At 70.3% G+C, this 18,236-nt stretch carries 19 protein-coding genes; 11 read left to right on the forward strand and 8 right to left on the reverse strand.

Annotated features, from left to right (window positions below):
• Positions 1-92: 92 nt before the first annotated feature.
• From B6G06_RS06610 to B6G06_RS06655, 10 genes are all read left to right on the forward strand, one after another.
• Positions 93-395, forward strand: coding sequence for an urease subunit gamma (locus B6G06_RS06610; protein WP_080461845.1), 303 nt, complete (start codon positions 93-95; stop codon positions 393-395).
• Positions 396-406: 11 nt separating this feature from the next.
• The gene (locus B6G06_RS06615) at positions 407-727 is read left to right on the forward strand and encodes an urease subunit beta (RefSeq protein ID WP_080461846.1); all 321 of its coding nucleotides are present in this window, start codon (positions 407-409) and stop codon (positions 725-727) included.
• A 20-nt stretch (positions 728-747) separates the two neighbouring features.
• Positions 748-2,460 (forward strand): urease subunit alpha, encoded by a 1,713-nt coding sequence (gene ureC, locus B6G06_RS06620; RefSeq protein WP_081171629.1) that lies wholly within the window; start codon positions 748-750, stop codon positions 2,458-2,460.
• Between the two features lie 11 nt (positions 2,461-2,471).
• The gene (ureE, locus tag B6G06_RS06625) at positions 2,472-2,963 is read left to right on the forward strand and encodes an urease accessory protein UreE (RefSeq protein WP_081171631.1); all 492 of its coding nucleotides are present in this window, start codon (positions 2,472-2,474) and stop codon (positions 2,961-2,963) included.
• On the forward strand, positions 2,944-3,687 hold the full coding sequence (locus tag B6G06_RS06630; RefSeq protein ID WP_081171633.1) for an urease accessory protein UreF: 744 nt from the start codon (positions 2,944-2,946) through the stop codon (positions 3,685-3,687). Before ureE ends, B6G06_RS06630 begins: the two co-directional genes overlap by 20 nt.
• Before the next feature lie 63 nt (positions 3,688-3,750).
• Positions 3,751-4,425, forward strand: coding sequence for an urease accessory protein UreG (ureG, locus tag B6G06_RS06635; protein WP_080461850.1), 675 nt, complete (start codon positions 3,751-3,753; stop codon positions 4,423-4,425).
• Complete coding sequence (locus B6G06_RS06640) at positions 4,422-5,291, forward strand: urease accessory protein UreD (RefSeq protein WP_081171635.1); 870 nt, start codon at positions 4,422-4,424, stop codon at positions 5,289-5,291. The genes ureG and B6G06_RS06640 overlap by 4 nt, the downstream gene beginning before the upstream one ends.
• A 64-nt stretch (positions 5,292-5,355) precedes the next feature.
• Positions 5,356-6,282 (forward strand): urea transporter, encoded by a 927-nt coding sequence (locus tag B6G06_RS06645; protein WP_081171637.1) that lies wholly within the window; start codon positions 5,356-5,358, stop codon positions 6,280-6,282.
• 193 nt (positions 6,283-6,475) lie between these two features.
• The gene (gene purU / locus B6G06_RS06650; RefSeq protein ID WP_081171639.1) at positions 6,476-7,378 is read left to right on the forward strand and encodes a formyltetrahydrofolate deformylase; all 903 of its coding nucleotides are present in this window, start codon (positions 6,476-6,478) and stop codon (positions 7,376-7,378) included.
• 164 nt (positions 7,379-7,542) lie between these two features.
• The gene (locus tag B6G06_RS06655) at positions 7,543-8,121 is read left to right on the forward strand and encodes a DinB family protein (RefSeq protein WP_081171641.1); all 579 of its coding nucleotides are present in this window, start codon (positions 7,543-7,545) and stop codon (positions 8,119-8,121) included.
• A gap of 130 nt (positions 8,122-8,251) precedes the next feature.
• Here the strand turns inward: B6G06_RS06655 and B6G06_RS06660 are convergent, their stop codons facing one another.
• The 3 genes from B6G06_RS06660 to nucS are packed head-to-tail and all read right to left on the reverse strand — an operon-like array spanning position 8,252 to position 11,545.
• Positions 8,252-9,505, reverse strand: a complete 1,254-nt coding sequence (locus B6G06_RS06660) for an N-acetylglucosamine-6-phosphate deacetylase (RefSeq protein WP_081171643.1) — start codon at positions 9,503-9,505, stop codon at positions 8,252-8,254.
• A 50-nt stretch (positions 9,506-9,555) separates the two neighbouring features.
• Positions 9,556-10,836 (reverse strand): DNA glycosylase AlkZ-like family protein, encoded by a 1,281-nt coding sequence (locus B6G06_RS06665; RefSeq protein WP_081171645.1) that lies wholly within the window; start codon positions 10,834-10,836, stop codon positions 9,556-9,558.
• A 13-nt stretch (positions 10,837-10,849) separates the two neighbouring features.
• The gene (gene nucS, locus B6G06_RS06670; RefSeq protein ID WP_080461857.1) at positions 10,850-11,545 is read right to left on the reverse strand and encodes an endonuclease NucS; all 696 of its coding nucleotides are present in this window, start codon (positions 11,543-11,545) and stop codon (positions 10,850-10,852) included.
• A gap of 215 nt (positions 11,546-11,760) precedes the next feature.
• Between nucS and B6G06_RS06675 the strand changes: the two genes are divergently transcribed.
• Positions 11,761-13,077: a DUF418 domain-containing protein gene (locus B6G06_RS06675; RefSeq protein ID WP_081171647.1), complete on the forward strand. Its 1,317-nt coding sequence runs from the start codon at positions 11,761-11,763 to the stop codon at positions 13,075-13,077.
• A 196-nt stretch (positions 13,078-13,273) separates the two neighbouring features.
• On the opposite strand, the gene B6G06_RS06680 is transcribed toward B6G06_RS06675, so the two are convergent.
• The 5 genes from B6G06_RS06680 to atpA form a co-directional block, all read right to left on the reverse strand.
• Positions 13,274-13,678 carry a DUF2550 family protein gene (locus tag B6G06_RS06680; RefSeq protein WP_080461859.1) on the reverse strand — a complete coding sequence of 135 codons (405 nt, stop codon included), beginning with the start codon at positions 13,676-13,678 and terminating at the stop codon, positions 13,274-13,276.
• Positions 13,679-13,680: 2 nt separating this feature from the next.
• Positions 13,681-14,025 (reverse strand): F0F1 ATP synthase subunit delta/epsilon, encoded by a 345-nt coding sequence (locus B6G06_RS06685; protein ID WP_080462063.1) that lies wholly within the window; start codon positions 14,023-14,025, stop codon positions 13,681-13,683.
• 5 nt (positions 14,026-14,030) lie between these two features.
• Positions 14,031-15,500, reverse strand: a complete 1,470-nt coding sequence (gene atpD / locus B6G06_RS06690; protein WP_080462062.1) for a F0F1 ATP synthase subunit beta — start codon at positions 15,498-15,500, stop codon at positions 14,031-14,033.
• Positions 15,501-15,590: 90 nt separating this feature from the next.
• Positions 15,591-16,535, reverse strand: a complete 945-nt coding sequence (locus B6G06_RS06695) for a F0F1 ATP synthase subunit gamma (protein WP_080461860.1) — start codon at positions 16,533-16,535, stop codon at positions 15,591-15,593.
• Positions 16,536-16,538: 3 nt separating this feature from the next.
• Positions 16,539-18,170, reverse strand: a complete 1,632-nt coding sequence (gene atpA, locus B6G06_RS06700) for a F0F1 ATP synthase subunit alpha (protein ID WP_080461861.1) — start codon at positions 18,168-18,170, stop codon at positions 16,539-16,541.
• Between the last annotated feature and the right edge of the window lie 66 nt (positions 18,171-18,236).

Genomic DNA, 18,236 nt, shown 5'->3' on the forward strand with positions numbered 1-18,236 from the left:
GGATTACCGTAAGCGTCCTGAAACATTCAGGGAGTTGCATCACCTTGTCAGCGGAGCCGGACCGTCCGGTCGTCCGCAACCCGGGAGGGACTATGCATCTGACGCCCAGGGAGCAGGAGAAGCTGCTCATCGTCGTCGCCGCCGACCTCGCCCGTCGCAGGAAGGAGCGGGGCCTCAAACTCAACCATCCCGAAGCGGTCGCCTACATCACCGCCGAGATCCTCGAGGGCGCCCGCGACGGGCGCAGCGTCGCCGAGCTCATGTCCTATGGGACGACCCTGCTCACACGCGACGACGTCATGGAGGGTGTCGCGGAGATGATCCACTCCGTCCAGGCCGAGGCGACATTCCCGGATGGGACCAAGCTCGTCACCGTCCACGACCCGATCCGGTGAAGGAGAGGCCGATGATCCCAGGAGAGTACCGACTGGCCGATGGCCCCATCACGATCAACGAGGGCCGTCCCACCGTCGAGCTGGCAGTCATCAACACCGGCGACCGCCCCGTCCAGGTGGGGTCGCACTTCCACTTCGCCGAGGTCAACCCCGCCCTCGCCCTCGATCGCGAGGCCGCCCGCGGCTTCCGGCTCGACATCCCCGCCGGAACCGCGATGCGCTTCGAGCCGGGGGACGCGCGCACCGTCCGACTCGTCGCACTGGCCGGCGCGCGCGAGGTCCATGGTCTGGCCGGGCGCACCAATGGCTCCCTCGATCAGGCCGACGACTGACGGGCGAAGGAGGCAGAACCATGAGCAAGGCACTCAGCCGCGAGGAGTACGTGGCCCTGTACGGCCCCACAACCGGCGACGCCGTGCGCCTGGCCGACACTGACCTGTTCGCCAGGATCGAGCGCGACCTGACCAACCACGGCGATGAGGCCGTCTTCGGGGGCGGCAAGGTCATCCGCGATGGGATGGGGCACAACGGCCGCCTCACGCGCTCCAACGACATACCGGACACCGTCATCACCAACGTCATCATCATCGACCATACGGGCATCTACAAGGCCGATGTCGCGCTGCGCGACGGCGTCATCCAGGCCATCGGAGCCGCGGGAAACCCGGATATCAGCGATGGCATCGACATCGTCATCGGCGCCTCCACCGAGATCATCGCCGGCGAGCACCGCATCCTCACCGCTGGCGGCATCGACTCCCATATCCACTTCATCTCCCCCAGCCAGGTGGGAACGGCCCTGGCCTCCGGTGTGACGACGATGATCGGGGGCGGCACCGGCCCTGCGGACGGCACGAACGCCACCACGATCACTCCCGGCTCATGGCACTTGGCCCGGATGCTCCAGGCCGCCGAGTCCTGGCCGATGAACATCGGCTACCTCGCCAAGGGGCATGCCTCGGCGCGGGGCCCCCTCGTCGAGCAGCTCGAGGCCGGTGCCTGCGGTTTCAAGATCCACGAGGACTGGGGCGCCACCCATGCCGTCATCGACGAGGCCCTCAAGGCCGCGGATGAGTACGACGTCCAGGTCGCCATCCACACCGACACGCTCAACGAGTGCGGCTTCGTGGAGGACACCCGGCGCGCCATCGCCGGGAGGGTCATCCACACCTTCCACACCGAGGGCGCCGGCGGCGGCCACGCCCCGGACATCATCGCACTGGCGCAGTACCCCAATATCCTGCCGTCATCGACGAACCCGACGCTGCCGTACACGCGCAACACCACTGAGGAGCACCTCGACATGCTCATGGTGTGCCACCACCTCAACCCCTCGATCCCCGAGGATGTCGCCTTCGCCGATTCGCGCATCCGCCCCGAGACGATCGCGGCCGAGGATGTGCTGCACGACATGGGCGTCTTCTCGATGACCTCGTCCGACTCCCAGGCGATGGGGCGCGTCGGCGAGGTCATCCTCCGCACCTGGCAGGTGGCGGACCAGATGAAGAAGGCCCGTGGCCGCCTCGCGGGCGACCCCGCCGGTGGGGACAACCTGCGCATCAAGCGCTACGTCTCGAAGTACACGATCAACCCTGCCCGCGCCAACGGCATCGGCGATGTCGTCGGTTCCATCGAAGTGGGCAAGTGGGCCGACCTCGTCCTGTGGGAGCCCCAGTTCTTCGGCGTCAAGCCGACGATGGTCCTCAAGGGGGGTCAGATCGCCAGCGCGGTTATGGGCGACGCCAATGCATCGATCCCCACCCCTGAACCGAGACTCATGCGTGACATGTTCGGTGCGCAGGGCAGTGCCCCGGCCTCCAACTCGATCACCTTCATGTCGCAGGCGGCGATCGATGCCGGCGTACCCGCCTCCCTCGGCCTGCGCCGCGAGGTGCGCGCCGTCCACGGCGTGCGCGCGCTGAGCAAGGCGGACATGGCCTTCAACGACCGGATGCCCGCTCTCGCCGTCGACCCGGAGACCTACGAGGTCACGGTCGACGGGGAGCGCATCGGCTGCGAGCCCGCCGAAGTCCTCGCAATGGCCCAGCGCTACTTCCTGTTCTGAGGAGGGCCCGGATGATCATCACTGAGATCGTCGGCTCCATCGGCTCCCTGTCGCCCGAGGAGCTGGACTCCTGTCACATCGAGCGCGTGCGCATGCCCCTGTCCGATCTCACCCGGCGCATCCAACGGGTGAGGACCGACCATGGCCGGGAGCTGGGCATCCGCCTCGCCCCCGGGGCCGCGGATCTGCGCGCGGGGGACATCCTCGCGCGCGACGAGCGCAGTCTGGTCGTCATCGAGTTGGAATCCACGGATGTCCTCGTCATCGCGCCGGCCACCATCGAGCAGATGGGCGTCGTCGCGCACAACCTCGGCAACCGCCATCTACCGGCCCAGTTCTTCGGGCCGGAGGAGGATTTCGAGGGGCTGGGGGGCCACGACGGCGTCATGGTCATCCAGTACGACCACACGGCGGAGCACTACCTCGAGCGCATCGGGGTCCCCCACATCCGCCTCCAGCGCGCCATGCGAGTCCCCTTCCGCCATGCCGAGCACACTCACTGACCCAGCGGCGGGCACGGCGCCGGAGGGCGCCGTGCCCGGGTGGTTCCTCCCTCTCGCCCAGTTGTGCGACTCAGCGCTTCCCACCGGCGCCTTCTCGCACTCGCTCGGCATGGAGACCTACATCAGCGAGGGCATCATCCATGACGAGGAGTCCTTCGTGGCCTGGCTGCGCGTTCTCATCACCACCCAGCTCACCTACTCGGATGGCCTGGGCCTGCGCCTGGCTCATGAGGCGGCTCTCGATGGGAGCACCGCGCGACTGCGGCAGATCGACCTGCGCCTGCGCGCGCAGGCCATTCCCCGGCAGGTGCGCGAGGCGGGCAGAACGATGGGGCGGCGCATGCTCGCCATCGCCCTGGCGAGCGTCCCCCAGGCGCGCAGCGCCCTGGAGGGGTACTCGATGGATGTCGTCTCGGGCGCCTGCTCGGGGCACCCCGCTGTCGTCCTCGCGCTCGTCGGCCACGCCCTGAACGCGCCCATCGGGGCCCTGATGGCGAGCTATCTGCAGTCCAGCGTCATCTCGCTGACCCAGAACGCCGTCAGAGCCGTCCCCCTGGGGCAGGACGCGGGCCAGCGCTCCATCGCCACTGTGCGCGATCAGGTGCGCGAAGCCGTCAGGACGGCCCTGTCCCTGGAAGCCGACGAGCTCGGAGCGACGGCCCCGGGGATCGAGATCGCTCAGATGCGCCACGAGCATCAGCGCGCACGCATGTTCATGTCCTAGCCGTCCACCCCCGCGCACGCGGCCCCATCCTCAACAGCATCCGCCATCATCTAGGAGAACCCCATGCCCGGATCTTCAGCCCCCTCATCAGCCGCCCCGGCGCGAACCACCCCCGCTTCGGGGACAGGCCCTGTGCGCATCGGCGTCGGGGGCCCCGTCGGCGCCGGGAAGACCCAGCTCATCGAGCGCATCACCCGCGCCATGATCGACGAGGTCTCGATGGCCGCCGTGACCAACGACATCTACACGATCGAGGACGCCAGGATCCTCGCGAAGAACGGCGTCCTGGCCGACGATCGCATCATCGGCCTGGAAACCGGGGGCTGCCCCCACACGGCGATCCGCGAGGATACGTCGATGAACGACGCCGCCATCGCCGAGCTCGTCGGGAGGCATCCGGATCTGGAGATCGTCTTCGTCGAGTCCGGCGGAGACAATCTCTCGGCGACTTTCTCCCCCGAACTCGTCGACTTCTCGATCTACATCATCGACGTCGCCCAGGGGGAGAAGATCCCCCGCAAGGCCGGGCAGGGGATGATCAAGTCGGACCTGTTCATCATCAATAAGACCGACCTCGCCCCCTACGTCGGGGCGGACCTCTCCGTCATGGAGGCGGACTCGCGGACCTTCCGCGGGAACAAGCCATTCTGCTTCACCAACCTCAAGACCGACGAGGGCCTGGGTGCCGTACTGGACTGGATCCGTCACGACGTGCTCATGACGGACCTCGAGCGGTGAGTGGGAGTGATCGGGCCTGGGCGGTTCCTCCCCCGTCCTGGCCGGTTGAGCCCACGGGCGAACTGCACCTCGCCGTGGGCTCGCGCGGCAACCGCTCCGTCGCGACACGGCAGCACCACCGCGGCGCCCTGCGCGTCATCCGTCCCATGTACCTCGACGACAGCTCGCAGGTCACCTATGTGATGGTCAACCCGGGCGGCGGCTACCTGGGCGGCGACACCTACTTCACAGATGTCGTGGTCGACGACGGCGCGCGCCTCTTGCTCACCACCCAGGCGGCCACGAAGGTCTACCGCACACCGGGGAATCGCGCGCGCCAGCGCACCGAGGCCGTCCTCGGTGAGGGAGCCGTCCTCGAGATCATCCCGGACCAGCTCATCGCCTACCGGGGCGCCGCTTACGAGCAGACAACCCATGTCACCATGGCGCCCTCCGCGATCCTCATCAGCCTCGACGTCGTCACACCCGGATGGGCGCCCGACGGGTCCGCCTTCGGCTACGACAGCGTGCGCCTGCGCACGCGCGTCGACATCGCCGATTCGCCCGTCCTGCTCGACAACCTGCGCCTGGAACCCGCCGACGGCGACATGCGCGCCCTGGGGCTCCTGGAGGGACACAGCCATGTGGGCTCCCTGACCGTCATCGGGCAGAGGACTGACGACGGGATCATCGAGCGGGTCCGCGCGCTGCTGGCCAACGTGGGCGCCGGTGTGCGCGCCGCCGTCACCCGCATCGAGGGCCCCGGGATGCTCGTGCGAGTGCTCGGCCACGACACGGGAACGATCACGGCCCTCCTGCTGGGCGTTGACGCCCTCGTGCGCCGCGAGTGGCTGGGAGCCTCCCCACTCGTACTGCGCAAATACTGACCCCCGCTCTGCCCTGGGCCGCCCGAGGAGGCGTCCCCACCAGACCATCAGGAAGGACCGAGCCATGTCCGCCGCAACCGCATCCCCCACCGAGGCCGCAGCCCTGCTGCCCCAAGTGCTCGGCGCCGGGCATGCCATCGCCCTCGGGCTGGGGCAGATCTTCCTCCAGCCCCGCGCGTGGACCGGGATGCTCATCCTCGCGGGGATCACCGTCCACTGCCCGCTCATGGCGCTCCAAGCGCTACTGGGCACCGTCATCGCCACGGTAGCGGCCCGTTCACTCGGGCTGCCGCTGGAGGCGGGCCTGCAGGGGTACAACGGCGCCCTCGTTGGGCTGGCGGCTTGGTCGACGCTCTCGGCCACATGGCCCGCCACGCTCGTCACCACCGTCGGCGCCGCGGCCTGCCCCGCCATCAGCCGCCTTCTCGCCACGGTCTGCGACCGCTCAGGCCTGCCAGTGCTCACCGCCCCCTTCTGCGTCATCAGCGGGCTGATGACCATGCTGGTGGGCTCGATCGCCCCTGCCCCGCACGCCGGCAGCGCCGCCCCCGACGAGAGCGTCGTCGTGCTGCTGGCCGAGGGCGTGCTCACCTCCGTCGCCGAGGTGGTGCTCGCACCATCATGGATCGCGGGGCTGGTCATTCTCGTCGGGCTGCTCGTCGCAGGCCGGCGGGTCGCCACAGCCGCGCTGCTGGGGGCCACTGTCGGCACGATCATGTGCGACCTCGCCTCCGGCGCCGATGCGGCCCACAAGGGACTGGACGGGTACTCCCCCGTACTGACGGCGATCGCCATCGCCGCCGTATTCCTGAAGGACGGCGCGCGCTCATGGATGGTCGCGCTCATCGCGAGCGCACTGACCGTCATTGTCGAATGGGGGCTGGCCCTCGCGCCGATTCCGATCTACACCTGGCCCTTCATCATCACGACGTGGGCGGTCCTCGCCGCAGTGCGATGGCGGGACCGTCGGCGCCGGGACGGCCCGCCCTGACCCGGTGCGGGGCGGAGGGGAAGGACGGCGCGCGCCAGGAGCCGGGACCGAGGAGTCGTTGTCTGCGCCATCACAGCTGCGGCGTCGGCGCTGTGGGAACACCGTCGTCGGGCTCAGCGCGCTGGGGGCGGGGCGCTGCGCTACGACGGCCTCGAATCGGGGGACACGCGGCGGGGCTGGGTAGGCTGCGCTCATGACTGCTCCCGCGACCACGCCCGCGACGGCTCCCGCCACGCCGTCGGCCCCCTCCCCCACCGCCCATCTCGTACTCACCCTGTCCTGCCCGGACCGCCCCGGGATCGTCCACGCGGTCACGGGGGCACTGGCCCGGCGCGGCGGGAACATCACCGAGTCCTCCCAGTTCGGCGATGAGGAGACCGGCCTGTTCTTCATGCGCGTGACGGTGCTCACCCGCGTGCCCCGCTCGGAATTGGAGGCCGACCTCGCCGAGCTCGCCAGGACCTACTCGATGCGATGGGAGCTGGGCGAGGTGGATCGCCCCCTGCGCACGCTCATCATGGTGAGCAGGGACGCCCACTGCCTGACCGACCTGCTCTTCCGCGCTCGCAGCCAGGGCCTGCCGATCGACGTCGCGGGCGTGGTGAGCAACCATGAGGACCTGCGGCCCGTCGCCGAGTTCTACGGCGTCCCCTTCCGCTGCATCCCGGTCACCAAGGAGACCAAGGCGGACGCGGAGGCCGAGCTGCTGGAGCTCGTGGACGAGCTCGGCGTGGAGCTCGTGGTGCTGGCGCGCTACATGCAGATCCTCTCGGAGTCCCTGTGCGAGCGGCTGCGCGGCAACATCATCAATATCCATCACTCCTTCCTGCCGTCCTTCAAGGGAGCCAAGCCCTACCACCAGGCGCACGCGCGCGGCGTCAAACTCATCGGCGCCACCGCCCACTACGTGACGGCGGACCTGGACGAAGGGCCGATCATCGAGCAGGACGTCACGCGCGCCTCGCACAGCGACTCCCCCGTGGCGCTTCAGCGCAAGGGCCAGGACGTCGAGCGCCGGGTGCTGGCGCAGGCCGTCAAATGGCATGCCGAGCACCGTGTTCTCCTCAACGGCAACCGGACCGTCGTATTCGCCTGACCCTCCTGACCGCGAGGGTCGGGCGAGGGGCCCGAGGGCGGAGGAGGCGCGGAGAGGCCCATGCGGGCTTCTCGGCCAGGGCCGCCGGAGTGGTCATGACGAGCACCGACGCCGTATCCTGAACCCGCGCGCACCGGGCGCGGCGTTGGAGCGAGGAGGCTGCCATGAGCGGGGCTGACCAGGTTGAGACACGGGGGGCGCAGGAGGAACGGGAGGCGCGGGCGCTGAGATCGCTCCTGATCGATGCCCTGGGGCGCTCGCGCGAACGCCTGGGCCGGGCCCTGGAGGGTGTGAGCGCTGAGCAGGCCAATGCCCGGCCGGTCAACGACCTCGCACCGCGGATCGATTCACTCACATGGCTCGCCTGGCACACGGCGCGGGCGATCGACTTGCAGATCGCGCCCCTGGCGGGTCGCGAGCCGGAGTGGACGTCGGGCGGGCACGCGGCGCGGTTCGCCCTGCCCCTGCCCGAGGACACCGAGGATTGGCGGCACGCGCCCGAGGAGTCCGCGAGGGTGACGGTTCCCGATCTGTCTGTGCTGACGGACTACCTCGACGCCGTCTATACGACCGCCACGGCGTTCCTCGAGTCGCTGGACTCGGCGTGGCTCGGTGATGTCATCGACGAGGCGTGGGAGCCGCCGGTGACGCTCGGAGTGCGCCTGGTGTCGATCATCGACGACGCCTCCCAGCACTCCGGCCAGGCCATCTATGCCCGCCGCCTCCTGGGCCTGCCCGGATGACTCCCCGCCCTCTCTCCCCCTCCACCGAGACCGGTCGAAAATAGGAGCGAGACCGGTCCGGGAACCGGTTTCGCTCCTGATAGCGACCGGTCTCGCTCGTCATTTCGACCGGTCTCGCTCATAGGAGGGGTCAGGCGGCGTGGGGGTTGGTGAGGTCGACGTCGGCGCCTCGGCGCATGACCCGCATGGGGGTGAGCTCGGCGTCGGTGACCAGCACATCGGCCCATAGGCCCGGTCGCAGCGCGCCGATACTGGCGTCCCCGAGGATCGTCGCCCCCTGGACAGAGGCCGCGTACACGGCATCCACCAGGTCCACCCCGCCCTTCCAGGTGGTGCGCACGACGTCGAGCAGGTGCGCCGTCCCGCCGGCGATCGCGTCCTTTCCGGTCAGCCGGGCGACGCCCCCGGAGACGGTGACGGCCTGGGGGCCGAGGACGTAGTCGCCATCGGGCATGCCGGCCGCGGCCATAGCGTCGGTGACGAGGACGACGTTGTCCCGCCCGACCGTCTCGAACACGTCGAGCACGATGGCCGGGTCGAGGTGGGTGCCGTCGCCGATCATCTCCAGGACGCACTCGCCCCGCTGGGCGGCGGCCAGGAACTCCGGCACCGGTCCCGGAGCGCGATGGTGCATGGGCCGCATGCCGTTGAACAGGTGGGTCGCCGTCGAGCGCGGCGAGCGGATCGGCTCTCCGGCCGCCAGGCGCGCCGCGATGCGGGCGGCGGCGTCGGCCAGGGCGGCCCGCACGGGGGCGGCGCCGGAATCGGTGTGCCCGAAGGAGGGCAGGGCGCCGCCCTCGATGAGCGCCGCGTTGACGCCCTCGTCGCCGGTGATGCCGGGCCTCTCCGGGGCGATCGTCATCGTGACCACGTGACCGCGCCCCAGCTCGATGAGCTCGCGGGTGAGCGGGGCATCGGGGTCGATGATGTAGGTGGGGTCCTGGGCCCCGCAGCGCTCCACGGAGACGAATGGTCCCTCGAAGTGGATGCCGGCGAGCTCGCCCGCCTCGCACAGCCCGGCCAGGACCGCGGTGCGCTCCTTCAAGACATCGGCGGCCGCCGTCACGCAGGAAGCCACGAGGGAGGTGGTGCCGTGGCGGCGGTGCTCCAGGATGGAGACCATCGCCTGCTCGGGGGCGGTGGCGTTGGGGAACGACTCGCCGCCGCCGCCATGGCAGTGCACGTCCACGAGGCCGGGCAGGAGGTAACCGCCCTCGGGGGCCTCCTCGGCGCCCTGGAGCGCCTCGCCGAATCCCGCGCCCGTCGCCGCCGAGGCCTCCCCGACCCAGGCGATATGGCGGTCGGCGATGACGACGAGGCCGTCGTCGATGATGGCGTCCGGTGTGACGACTCGTCCGCGCAGGGCGGTGGCGACGCTGGTCATGCTCGCAGCATAGACCCAGACATCAGACAACCGCGACCGCGCTGGTCGCGTCAACGGGCCAATCGCTCCTCGATGCGGCGCACAGCCCGCTCCACATCCCTCTCGAGGCGCGCCGAGCGCCGGACTCCGGAGGCCCAGATCAACCCCGCGCCGACAGGCCTGACCGCCACCACGCGCCCGCGGTCCACGAGCAGGGGCCGGAACATCCCGTTCATGGAGGGGCAGATGAGGCTCTCACCGGCGTCGTCGGTCAGGCAACTGCGGTCCCTGTAGCCCACGTGGAGCTCATCGAAGGAGGCCAGGAAGAGCGTCCGCTCGGCATCCTCGCGGTTGGCGGCGAGCAGATCGGGCAGGTCCGCGCGCAGGTGCAGCACGGCAGTGCCGGTCGGCGCATCCTCCCCCGCGCCCAACAGCCGCAGGCTCCCTCGGGCCCCTCCCGAGGCCACCGCCCGGGCCAGCGGCACGGCGCTGGCGCCCGGGTCGGCCGTGTAGTCCTGGGCGTTCGTCATCTCAACGGCATCGGCGAGCGCCCGGGCGGCCTCACCCTTGGGCAGAGTGGTCCAGCGGGAGAGGTCCTCGGCGGTGATCGGACCGTGGCTGGTGGCGTAGCGCCGGGCGATCTCGGCGAGGGCGGCGCGGTGGCCGGCCTCTCCCCTGGCGACTCCCCCGCCACCGCCCGGCCCGCTCTCGGCCCCGGGCAGGGGGCGGGCGTCGATGATGAGGTGCTCGCCGCCCTCGCGCGGTCCCTGGACGAGGGCGCCGATCGCGTGGAGGCCGACGACGAGGTGGCGCCTCGCGTAGCCCTCCGGGGCACCGGAGGCGATGAGATCGGGCAGGACGCCGTCGTCGTCCCATGCCTCGACGATCTCGGCGCGAGTGGCTCCCCGGCGCCCGGCGGCCTCTGCCCGGTCGATCGCCTCCCACGCCGCTCGCGCAGCGCGCTCGATGCCGGCCGAGCCGTGCCCGAAGCGCTCCTCGTCGAGGCGCATCCAGTTGGACAGGCGGTGAACGAGGGCCTGGCGCATCCAGTGGTGGTCGACCGCCGTCGTGACGTGGACGGTGCCGCGCATGGGCCAGGAGCGCACGAGCTCGCGGGCGGCGAAGGCCTCCTCGATCCTCGCGCGCCCCACCTGCGCAACGGTGCGCGAGGCGATGGCGTGAGGGATGGCGGAGACCTGCTGGCCCTGGATGGCGAGCTGGCGCCGCACGGCCTCGACCGGATCCGGGGCTGCGGTCGCGGGCACGAGCCCCTGCGCCACGATCCGCAGCAGCGAGGCCTGCCGGGGCAGGGGCCCGCCCACAGGGGCCTTGCGAGGAGCGCGAGCGGTCATGGGGACCTCACTATCAGAAGAGGCGCGATTCGACGTCGTCCATGCCGCGCATCGCATCGTAGTCCAGGACGACGCAGCGGATGCCCCGGTCCTCAGCGAGCACGCGCGCCTGGGGCTTGATGGTCTGGGCGGCGAAGACCCCGCGCACGGGGGCGAGCAGGGGGTCGCGCCCGAGGAGGTCGAGGTAGCGGGTGAGCTGCTCGACGCCGTCGATCCCGCCCACGCGCTTGATCTCGACGGCGACGCTCGCCCCCGTGGAGTCCTTGGCCATGATGTCCACCGGGCCGATGGCGGTGGGGTACTCGCGGCGCACGAGGCGGTGGCCGGGCCCCAGGACCTCGATCTGCTCGGCGAGGAGCTCTTGGAGGTGGGCCTCGACGCCGTCCTTGAGCAGGCCCGGTTCGGGGCCCAGGTCCACCGAGTCATCCGAGATGATCTCGTGGATGCGGATGACGAGGCGGTCGTCGGTCTTGGTGGAGGAGACCTCCCAGCGGGCGACGACACCGACCTCGCGGTCCTCCTCGTCCGGCTCCAGCTCGGTCAGGCGCGCCGGCGGGCTCATCCAGTTCAACGGCTTGTAGGAGCCGCCGTCGCAGTGGACGAGCACGGAGCCGTCCGCCTTGACCATGATGAGGCGGTTGGCACGGTCCAGGTGGGCGGACAGGCGGCCGGAGTAATCGACGGAGCAGGAAGCGATGACGACGCGCACCGGCCCACCCTAGCGGGTGGCCTCGGTCGCGGACGACACGACGGCGCCCCGGCCAGCCGCGACGCGGGAGGAGTCCCCGTGATCCCCTCCGAGGATCCCCCTCATCCGCCACTGAGCGGGGCTCCTCGACTGGCGAGCCGATCCGCGCACTCGCCCGCGATGGTGGATGATCTGCCTGTTGATCGAGGCTCACCGAGTCCTGAGGAGTCCCACGAATGAGCAGCACGAGCGCCACGGCACCGCCCGCCCCCATCCCCGCCCCAGATCCGGCGAGCTGGCGCCTTCCCCTGCGCCGGGGGCCGTACCTCACCGGGACGGCCGGACCGGATCGGCTCATCGGCCTCGATGCCGCTCGGGGCCTCGCGCTGTTCGGCATGGCGGCCGTCCATGTGGGCATAACGAGCTGCGGGCTCAACACGCTGCCGGGCTGGCTCAACCTGGCGCACGGCCGCTCCGCGGTGCTCTTCGCGATCATCGCCGGGTTCTCGCTCGGGATCATGTCCGGGCGCAAAACGCCCCACGCGGGCGAGCGCCTCGTGCGCACGCGGCTGCGGATCCTCGTGCGCGCGGTGCTGCTCATGGCGGTCGCCGGGGCGCTCATCACCTTCGCCACCGGGGTGGCGATCATCCTGGGCTACTACGCGGCCTGGTTCGCCGCGGCCCTGCCGGTCCTCCACTGGAGGGCCCGCAGGCTGCTCATCGCCGCGGCGGCGACCGCCGTCGTCGGGCCGCTCGTCCTCAAGGTGCTTCCGCTGGCGATGGCGCGCGGGGACCTGGAGCCCTGGCCCTCCGTCTCCGACGGCTCCGAGGCGCTCCTGGGCCTGTTCGTCACGGGCGTCTACCCCGGCGCGGTATGGATGTCCTTCATCTTCTTGGGGATGGGGCTGGCGAGGATGGGGATCAGTGGGACCGGGCGCCTGGCCCGGCTCGCGGCGATCGGGGTGCTGTGCGCGCTGCTCGGCTACGGCGGCGCTTACGTGCTCACGCGCGCGGCGGGGGCGGAGGAGCCGGACGCCTTCCACCTCATCGCTCCCATGAGCCGGGCTGCCTCCGTCGTCGGCTCCGATATGCGCCCGGAGCCCGAGGCCGAGCGGGCCGTCGCCGTCGAGACACCGAGCTGCGGCGACGGCGAGGCGATCAGCGCCTCCTCCGAGTGGCCGGTGCTGCTGTCGGCCAAGCCGCACACGAACAGCTTCTTCGAGGTCGTGGGCTCCGGCGGAGTGGCAGTGACAGTCATCGCACTGCTGCAACTACTGGCCTCGGCGGGGGCATGGGCGAGGTGGTCGCTCGCGCCGCTGGCCGCTATGGGATCGATGTCGCTGACGATCTACAGCGCGCATATCGTGGCGATCTGGGCCTTCGACCTCATGAGCGCCCAGACGAACAGGCCGCTGATGACCATGATGGGCATCCTGGCGGCCTTCGCGATGGCCTGGCTGGCCGTCTTCGCCCGCGGGCCGATGGAGCATGTCATGCATGTCATCTCCCTGCGGGCCACCCGGGCCCCCAGCAGCCCGCCCTCCCCCGCGTAGCAGCGTCACGCCCCTCTCCCCCTCTCACCGAGACCGGTCGATATCGGCAGCGAAACCGGTCCGCCTCCCGCGCTCCCCCAGGTGTCCCGCGCATCTCGCACTGAGCGGTGCCGTGCGCACCGAGCAGCGCGCGCTACCCGCACCAGTGGGTGCGAACGGCACCGCCCGACCGATGCACCGATGCTGGTGCAGGGGATTAGAGGAGGGTGGGCTGGGTGGGGGCGGCCGACTCCATCCAGGCGACCAGGGCGGAGTGGGAGGCCTCGTGCATCGCCAGCTTGTAGCGCTGGCCCGCGATGGTGCAGGGGACCTCGAGGACCTTGCCGTTCTCGAAGCGCCTCACGGCCTGGCCGAGCTCGATCGATTCCCGGGCCCAGTGGGCGGCGGGCCGAGGGGACACCGAGACGAGCCGGTACCACCGCAGGGAGTTATCGGTGAACAGCGCGAGCCCGGAGGTCCAGGCCATGCCTCCAGGCCGCTGCAGAGCGCACTCGAAGGAGCCCACGCGCCCGGCGATCGAGCGCAGCCGGGTCAGGAAGATGGCGAGGACGACGACGGGCAGGACCACCAGCGCGAGAACCACGAGCACCTGCCCCATCATCGTCACTCCGCGCTCGTCGTCGTGCCGCTCAGCCCGCCGGCGCTGACGGCCTCGGCGCCGGGAGCCCCAGCGGCGGCGACCTCCGCCCCCGCCAGATCGGCCGCCACGGTGATCGTGTTGTGGTCCACGGAGCAGAAGCCCCTGGCGACCGGCACCTCGACGGGCGTCCCCTCCACGGTGGTCAGCCGGACGATCCCGGTGCCCAGCAGTGCCAGGACCGGCTGGTGCCCGGGCAGGATGCCCATCTCGCCGTCTTCGAGCGGGACGGAGGCCTGAGAGGCCTCGCCCTCCCAGGCCGTGCCCGCGTTGCGGGAGACGATCTCGACCGTGAGCACTGCGGGCGCCATGGCGCTCACTTCCCGGCGAGCTCGGCGGCCCGGCGCTCGAGGTCCTCGATGCCGCCGATGTTGTAGAAGGCCTGCTCGGGGTAGGAGTCGTAGTCTCCGTCGCAGATCCGCTTGAAGGCCTCGACGGTCTCGGCCAGGGGCACGGTGGAGCCGGGCACACCGGTGAACTTCTCCGCCATGTAGGTGTTCTGGCTCAGGAACTGCTCGATGCGCCGGGCGCGGGCCACCGTGACCTTGTCCTCCTCGCTCAACTCATCGACGCCGAGGATGGCGATGATGTCCTGGAGCTCTTTGTTCTTCTGGAGGATGGACTTGACCCGGGTGGCGACGTCGTAGTGCTCCTGGCCCACATACTGGGGGGCGAGCAGCCTCGAGGAGGAGGCCAACGGGTCCACCGCGGGGTAGATGCCCCGCGAGGCGATCTCGCGGGACAGCTCAGTGGTGGCGTCCAGGTGCGCGAAGGTCGTGGCCGGAGCGGGGTCGGTGTAATCGTCCGCGGGCACGTAGATGGCCTGAAGGGAGGTGATGGAGTGGCCGCCGGCCGACGTGATGCGCTCCTGGAGCAGGCCCATCTCATCGGCGAGGTTCGGCTGGTAGCCCACGGCCGAGGGCATGCGGCCCAGCAGTGTGGAAACCTCGGAGCCGGCCTGCGTGAAGCGGAAGATGTTGTCGATGAACAGCAGCACGTCCTGGTGCTGGACATCGCGGAAGTACTCGGCCATCGTCAGGGCGGACAGCGCCACGCGCAGGCGCGTGCCCGGCGGCTCGTCCATCTGACCGAAGACGAGGGCGGTCTTGTCGAAAACGCCCGCCTCCTCCATCTCGACGATGAGGTCATTGCCCTCGCGGGTGCGCTCACCCACGCCGGCGAAGACGGAGACGCCTCCGTGGTTCTGGGCCACGCGCTGGATCATCTCCTGGATGAGGACGGTCTTGCCCACGCCGGCACCGCCGAACAGGCCGATCTTGCCGCCCTGGACATAGGGGGTGAGCAGGTCGATGACCTTGATGCCGGTCTCGAACATCTGCTCCTTGGACTCGAGCTGCTCGAAGGTGGGGGGCTGGCGATGGATGGGCCAGCGCTCGGTGACCTCCAGGGTCTCGCCCTCGGCGAGGTTGAGGACCTCACCGGTGACGTTGAAGACGCGGCCCTTGGTGATATCGCCGACCGGCACGGAGATGGGGGCGCCCGTGTCACGGACCTCGGTGCCGCGCACGAGCCCGTCGGTGGGCTTGAGGGAGATGGCTCGCACGATGTTGTCCCCCAGGTGCTGGGCGACCTCGAGGGTGATCTCGCGCGCCTCCTCGCCCTCACTGGTGGCCTGGATGGTCACCTTGAGGGCGTTGTACATGGCGGGGATCGCGTCCGGCGGGAACTCGACGTCGACGACGGCGCCGATGATCCGCGTGACGCGGCCGGTGCCGGGGCCCGCCTCGGTGGTGTCCGGGGCGGCCTGGGTGGTGGTGTCATCCATGATGCGCTCTTCCATGTCTGAGTCTGTCGATGCCTATTGACGTTGAGTCGGGTCTTGCGGGCGGCGGGGCCGCCGGGGTTGTCGGTGGGTCTATTCGGCGGCGAGGGAATCGGCGCCGGAGACGATCTCGGAGATCTCCTGGGTGATATCCGCCTGGCGAGCCGAGTTGGCGAGCCGGGTGTAGGTGGTGATGAGCTCCTCGGCGTTGTCCGTGGCCGTGTGCATGGCCTGCTGGCGGCTGGCCAGCTCGGAGGCTGCGGACTGGAGCAGGGCGTTGCGGATGCGCGAGCCCACGTAGCGGGTGAGGAGCGCATCGAGCACCTTGGAGGTGGAGGGCACGAACTCGTAGAGGGGCTGGGTTCCCTTGATGGCGGAGAGCTGGACCGCCTGGGTGGCGGCGATGTCCTCGCGGTTGATCTCGCCCGGGCCGCCCAGGTCCACGACCGTCAGCGGGAGCATCCGGCGGACCTCCGGCACCTGGGAGACCATGGAGACGTAGCGGGTGAAGACGATGTGGACCTCGGCCACTCCCCCGGCGTCGGCGGAGGCGAGGAAGTACTCGAGGAGGAGGGAGGCGACCTCCTCGATGTGCTCGGCGCTGGGGCGGTCGGAATCCCCCGTCCAGGAGTACTCCACGGTGCGGCCGCGGAAGGCGAAGTAGTTCTGCGCGCGGCGCCCGTAGGTGAACAGGATCGGCTCCTTGCCGTCCTCCATGAGGTGCTCGATGAGCCGCTCGGACTCGCGCAGGATGGTGGCGGAGTAGGCGCCGGCCATGCCGCGGTCGGAGGTGACGACGAGCACCGCGACCCGGTTGGTGTCCTCGCGCTCGCGCGTGATGGGGTGGTCGAGACCGGAGTAGGTTCCGACGGCGGCCACGGCCTGGCTCAGCGCGTGATCGTAGGGCCCGGCCTCAGCGGCGCTGCGGCGCGCGGCACCGATCCGGGAGGAGGCGATGAGCTCCATGGCCCGGAACACCTTCTGGAGGGTCTGGGTCGACCGGATGCGCTGCTTGTAGACGCGCTGGTTGCCTGCCACGGGTCAGCCCCTCTTGAGCACGATCTGCTCGCTCGTGCGCTCGGCGACGACCTCGTCCTGCGCGTCGGCGACCTCGCCGGAGAGCATCCTCCCGCCGGAGAGGTAGGTGGTGCGGAAGGACTCGACGGCGGCGCGCAGCTCGGCCTCGGTCTCCTCGGAGAGCTGCCCGGTGTCCCGGATCGTGGCGAGCACGGTGGAGTTGCGGCGCAGGTGGTCCAGGAGGGCCGCCTCGAAGGGCAGGACGTCGGCCACCTCGAGGTCGTCGAGGTACCCGTTGGTGCCCGTCCACACGCTCACCACCTGCTCCTCAACGGGGTAGGGGGTGAACTGGGGCTGCTTGAGCAGCTCCATGAGGCGCTCGCCGCGGGTCAGCTGGGCCCGGGTGGTGGCGTCCAGGTCGGAGGCGAACATGGCGAAGGCCTGCATGGAGCGGTACTGCGCCAGCGTGATCTTGAGGGTCCCGGCGACCTTCTTCATCGCCTTGACCTGGGCCGCTCCGCCGACTCGGGAGACCGAGATGCCGACGTCGACGGCGGGGCGCTGGTCGGAGTTGAACAGATCGGACTGCAGGAAGATCTGCCCGTCGGTGATGGAGATGACGTTGGTGGGGATGTAGGCCGAGACGTCGTTGGCCTTGGTCTCGATGACCGGCAGGCCGGTCATGGAACCGGCGCCAAGGTCGTCGGAGAGCTTCGCGCAGCGCTCGAGCAGGCGCGAGTGCAGGTAGAAGACGTCACCGGGGTAGGCCTCGCGGCCCGGCGGGCGGCGCAGGAGGAGGGAGACCGCACGATAGGCCTCGGCCTGCTTGGACAGGTCGTCGAAGACGATGAGGACGTGCTTGCCGGCGTACATCCAGTGCTGGCCGATGGCCGAGCCGGTGTACGGGGAGAGGTATTTGAAGCCGGCGGGGTCGGAGGCCGGGGAGGCGACGATGGTCGTGTACTCCAGCGCGCCGCGCTCGGCCAGGGCCGCGCGCACGGCGGCGATGGTCGAGCCCTTCTGACCGGTGGCCACGTAGATGCAGCGGACCTGCTTGGCGGGGTCGCCGGTCTCCCAGGCGTCCTTCTGGTTGAGGATGGTGTCCAGGGCGATGGCGGTCTTGCCGGTCTTGCGGTCGCCGATGATGAGCTGGCGCTGGCCGCGGCCGATGGGGATCATCGAGTCGATGGCCTTCAGCCCCGTCTGGAGCGGCTCGTGAACGGACTTGCGGGCCATGACGCCGGGGGCCTGGAGCTCCAGGGCGCGGCGTCCCTCGGCGGCGATCTCGCCAAGGCCGTCGATGGGGCGGCCCAGCGGGTCGACGACGCGCCCCAGGAAGGCATCGCCCACGGGGACGGACAGGACCTCACCGGTGCGGCGCACGGTCTGGCCCTCGTCGATGCCGGCGAAGTCGCCCAGGACGACGACGCCGATCTGGCGCTCGTCGAGGTTCATGGCCAATCCGGCGGTGCCGTCCTCGAAGGTGAGCAGCTCGTTGGCCATAACGCCGGGCAGGCCCTCGACGTGGGCGATGCCGTCGGCGGCGAAGATGACGTGGCCGACCTCCTCGGCGGCGACCTCCGCGGGCTTGTAGGCCCGCGCGAAATCACTGAGCGCCGAGCGGATCTCCTCGGCCTTGATGGTCAGCTCTGCCATCTTTGGTCTCCTTTGCGAAGCATTGAGTCGGTGGGGGCGGCCTGCATCCGGTAGTGGGACACGGGG

It is taken from the genome of Actinomyces gaoshouyii, from assembly GCF_002076915.1.
GTDB classification, from domain to species: domain Bacteria; phylum Actinomycetota; class Actinomycetes; order Actinomycetales; family Actinomycetaceae; genus Actinomyces; species Actinomyces gaoshouyii.

Bases quoted from the DNA above. Each gene is read 5' to 3' on its own strand.
- B6G06_RS06680 (WP_080461859.1), bottom strand. From the start codon at position 13,678: ATGATGGGGCAGGTGCTCGTGGTTCTCGCGCTGGTGGTCCTGCCCGTC.
- B6G06_RS06645 (WP_081171637.1), top strand. From the start codon at position 5,356: ATGTCCGCCGCAACCGCATCCCCCACCGAGGCCGCAGCCCTGCTGCCC.
- B6G06_RS06630 (WP_081171633.1), top strand. From the start codon at position 2,944: ATGCCGAGCACACTCACTGACCCAGCGGCGGGCACGGCGCCGGAGGGC.
- B6G06_RS06660 (WP_081171643.1), bottom strand. From the start codon at position 9,505: ATGACCAGCGTCGCCACCGCCCTGCGCGGACGAGTCGTCACACCGGAC.
- B6G06_RS06665 (WP_081171645.1), bottom strand. From the start codon at position 10,836: ATGACCGCTCGCGCTCCTCGCAAGGCCCCTGTGGGCGGGCCCCTGCCC.
- B6G06_RS06685 (WP_080462063.1), bottom strand. From the start codon at position 14,025: ATGGCGCCCGCAGTGCTCACGGTCGAGATCGTCTCCCGCAACGCGGGC.
- B6G06_RS06675 (WP_081171647.1), top strand. From the start codon at position 11,761: ATGAGCAGCACGAGCGCCACGGCACCGCCCGCCCCCATCCCCGCCCCA.
- B6G06_RS06615 (WP_080461846.1), top strand. From the start codon at position 407: ATGATCCCAGGAGAGTACCGACTGGCCGATGGCCCCATCACGATCAAC.
- B6G06_RS06610 (WP_080461845.1), top strand. From the start codon at position 93: ATGCATCTGACGCCCAGGGAGCAGGAGAAGCTGCTCATCGTCGTCGCC.
- ureG (WP_080461850.1), top strand. From the start codon at position 3,751: ATGCCCGGATCTTCAGCCCCCTCATCAGCCGCCCCGGCGCGAACCACC.
- B6G06_RS06655 (WP_081171641.1), top strand. From the start codon at position 7,543: ATGAGCGGGGCTGACCAGGTTGAGACACGGGGGGCGCAGGAGGAACGG.
- ureC (WP_081171629.1), top strand. From the start codon at position 748: ATGAGCAAGGCACTCAGCCGCGAGGAGTACGTGGCCCTGTACGGCCCC.
- purU (WP_081171639.1), top strand. From the start codon at position 6,476: ATGACTGCTCCCGCGACCACGCCCGCGACGGCTCCCGCCACGCCGTCG.
- atpA (WP_080461861.1), bottom strand. From the start codon at position 18,170: ATGGCAGAGCTGACCATCAAGGCCGAGGAGATCCGCTCGGCGCTCAGT.
- atpD (WP_080462062.1), bottom strand. From the start codon at position 15,500: ATGGATGACACCACCACCCAGGCCGCCCCGGACACCACCGAGGCGGGC.
- ureE (WP_081171631.1), top strand. From the start codon at position 2,472: ATGATCATCACTGAGATCGTCGGCTCCATCGGCTCCCTGTCGCCCGAG.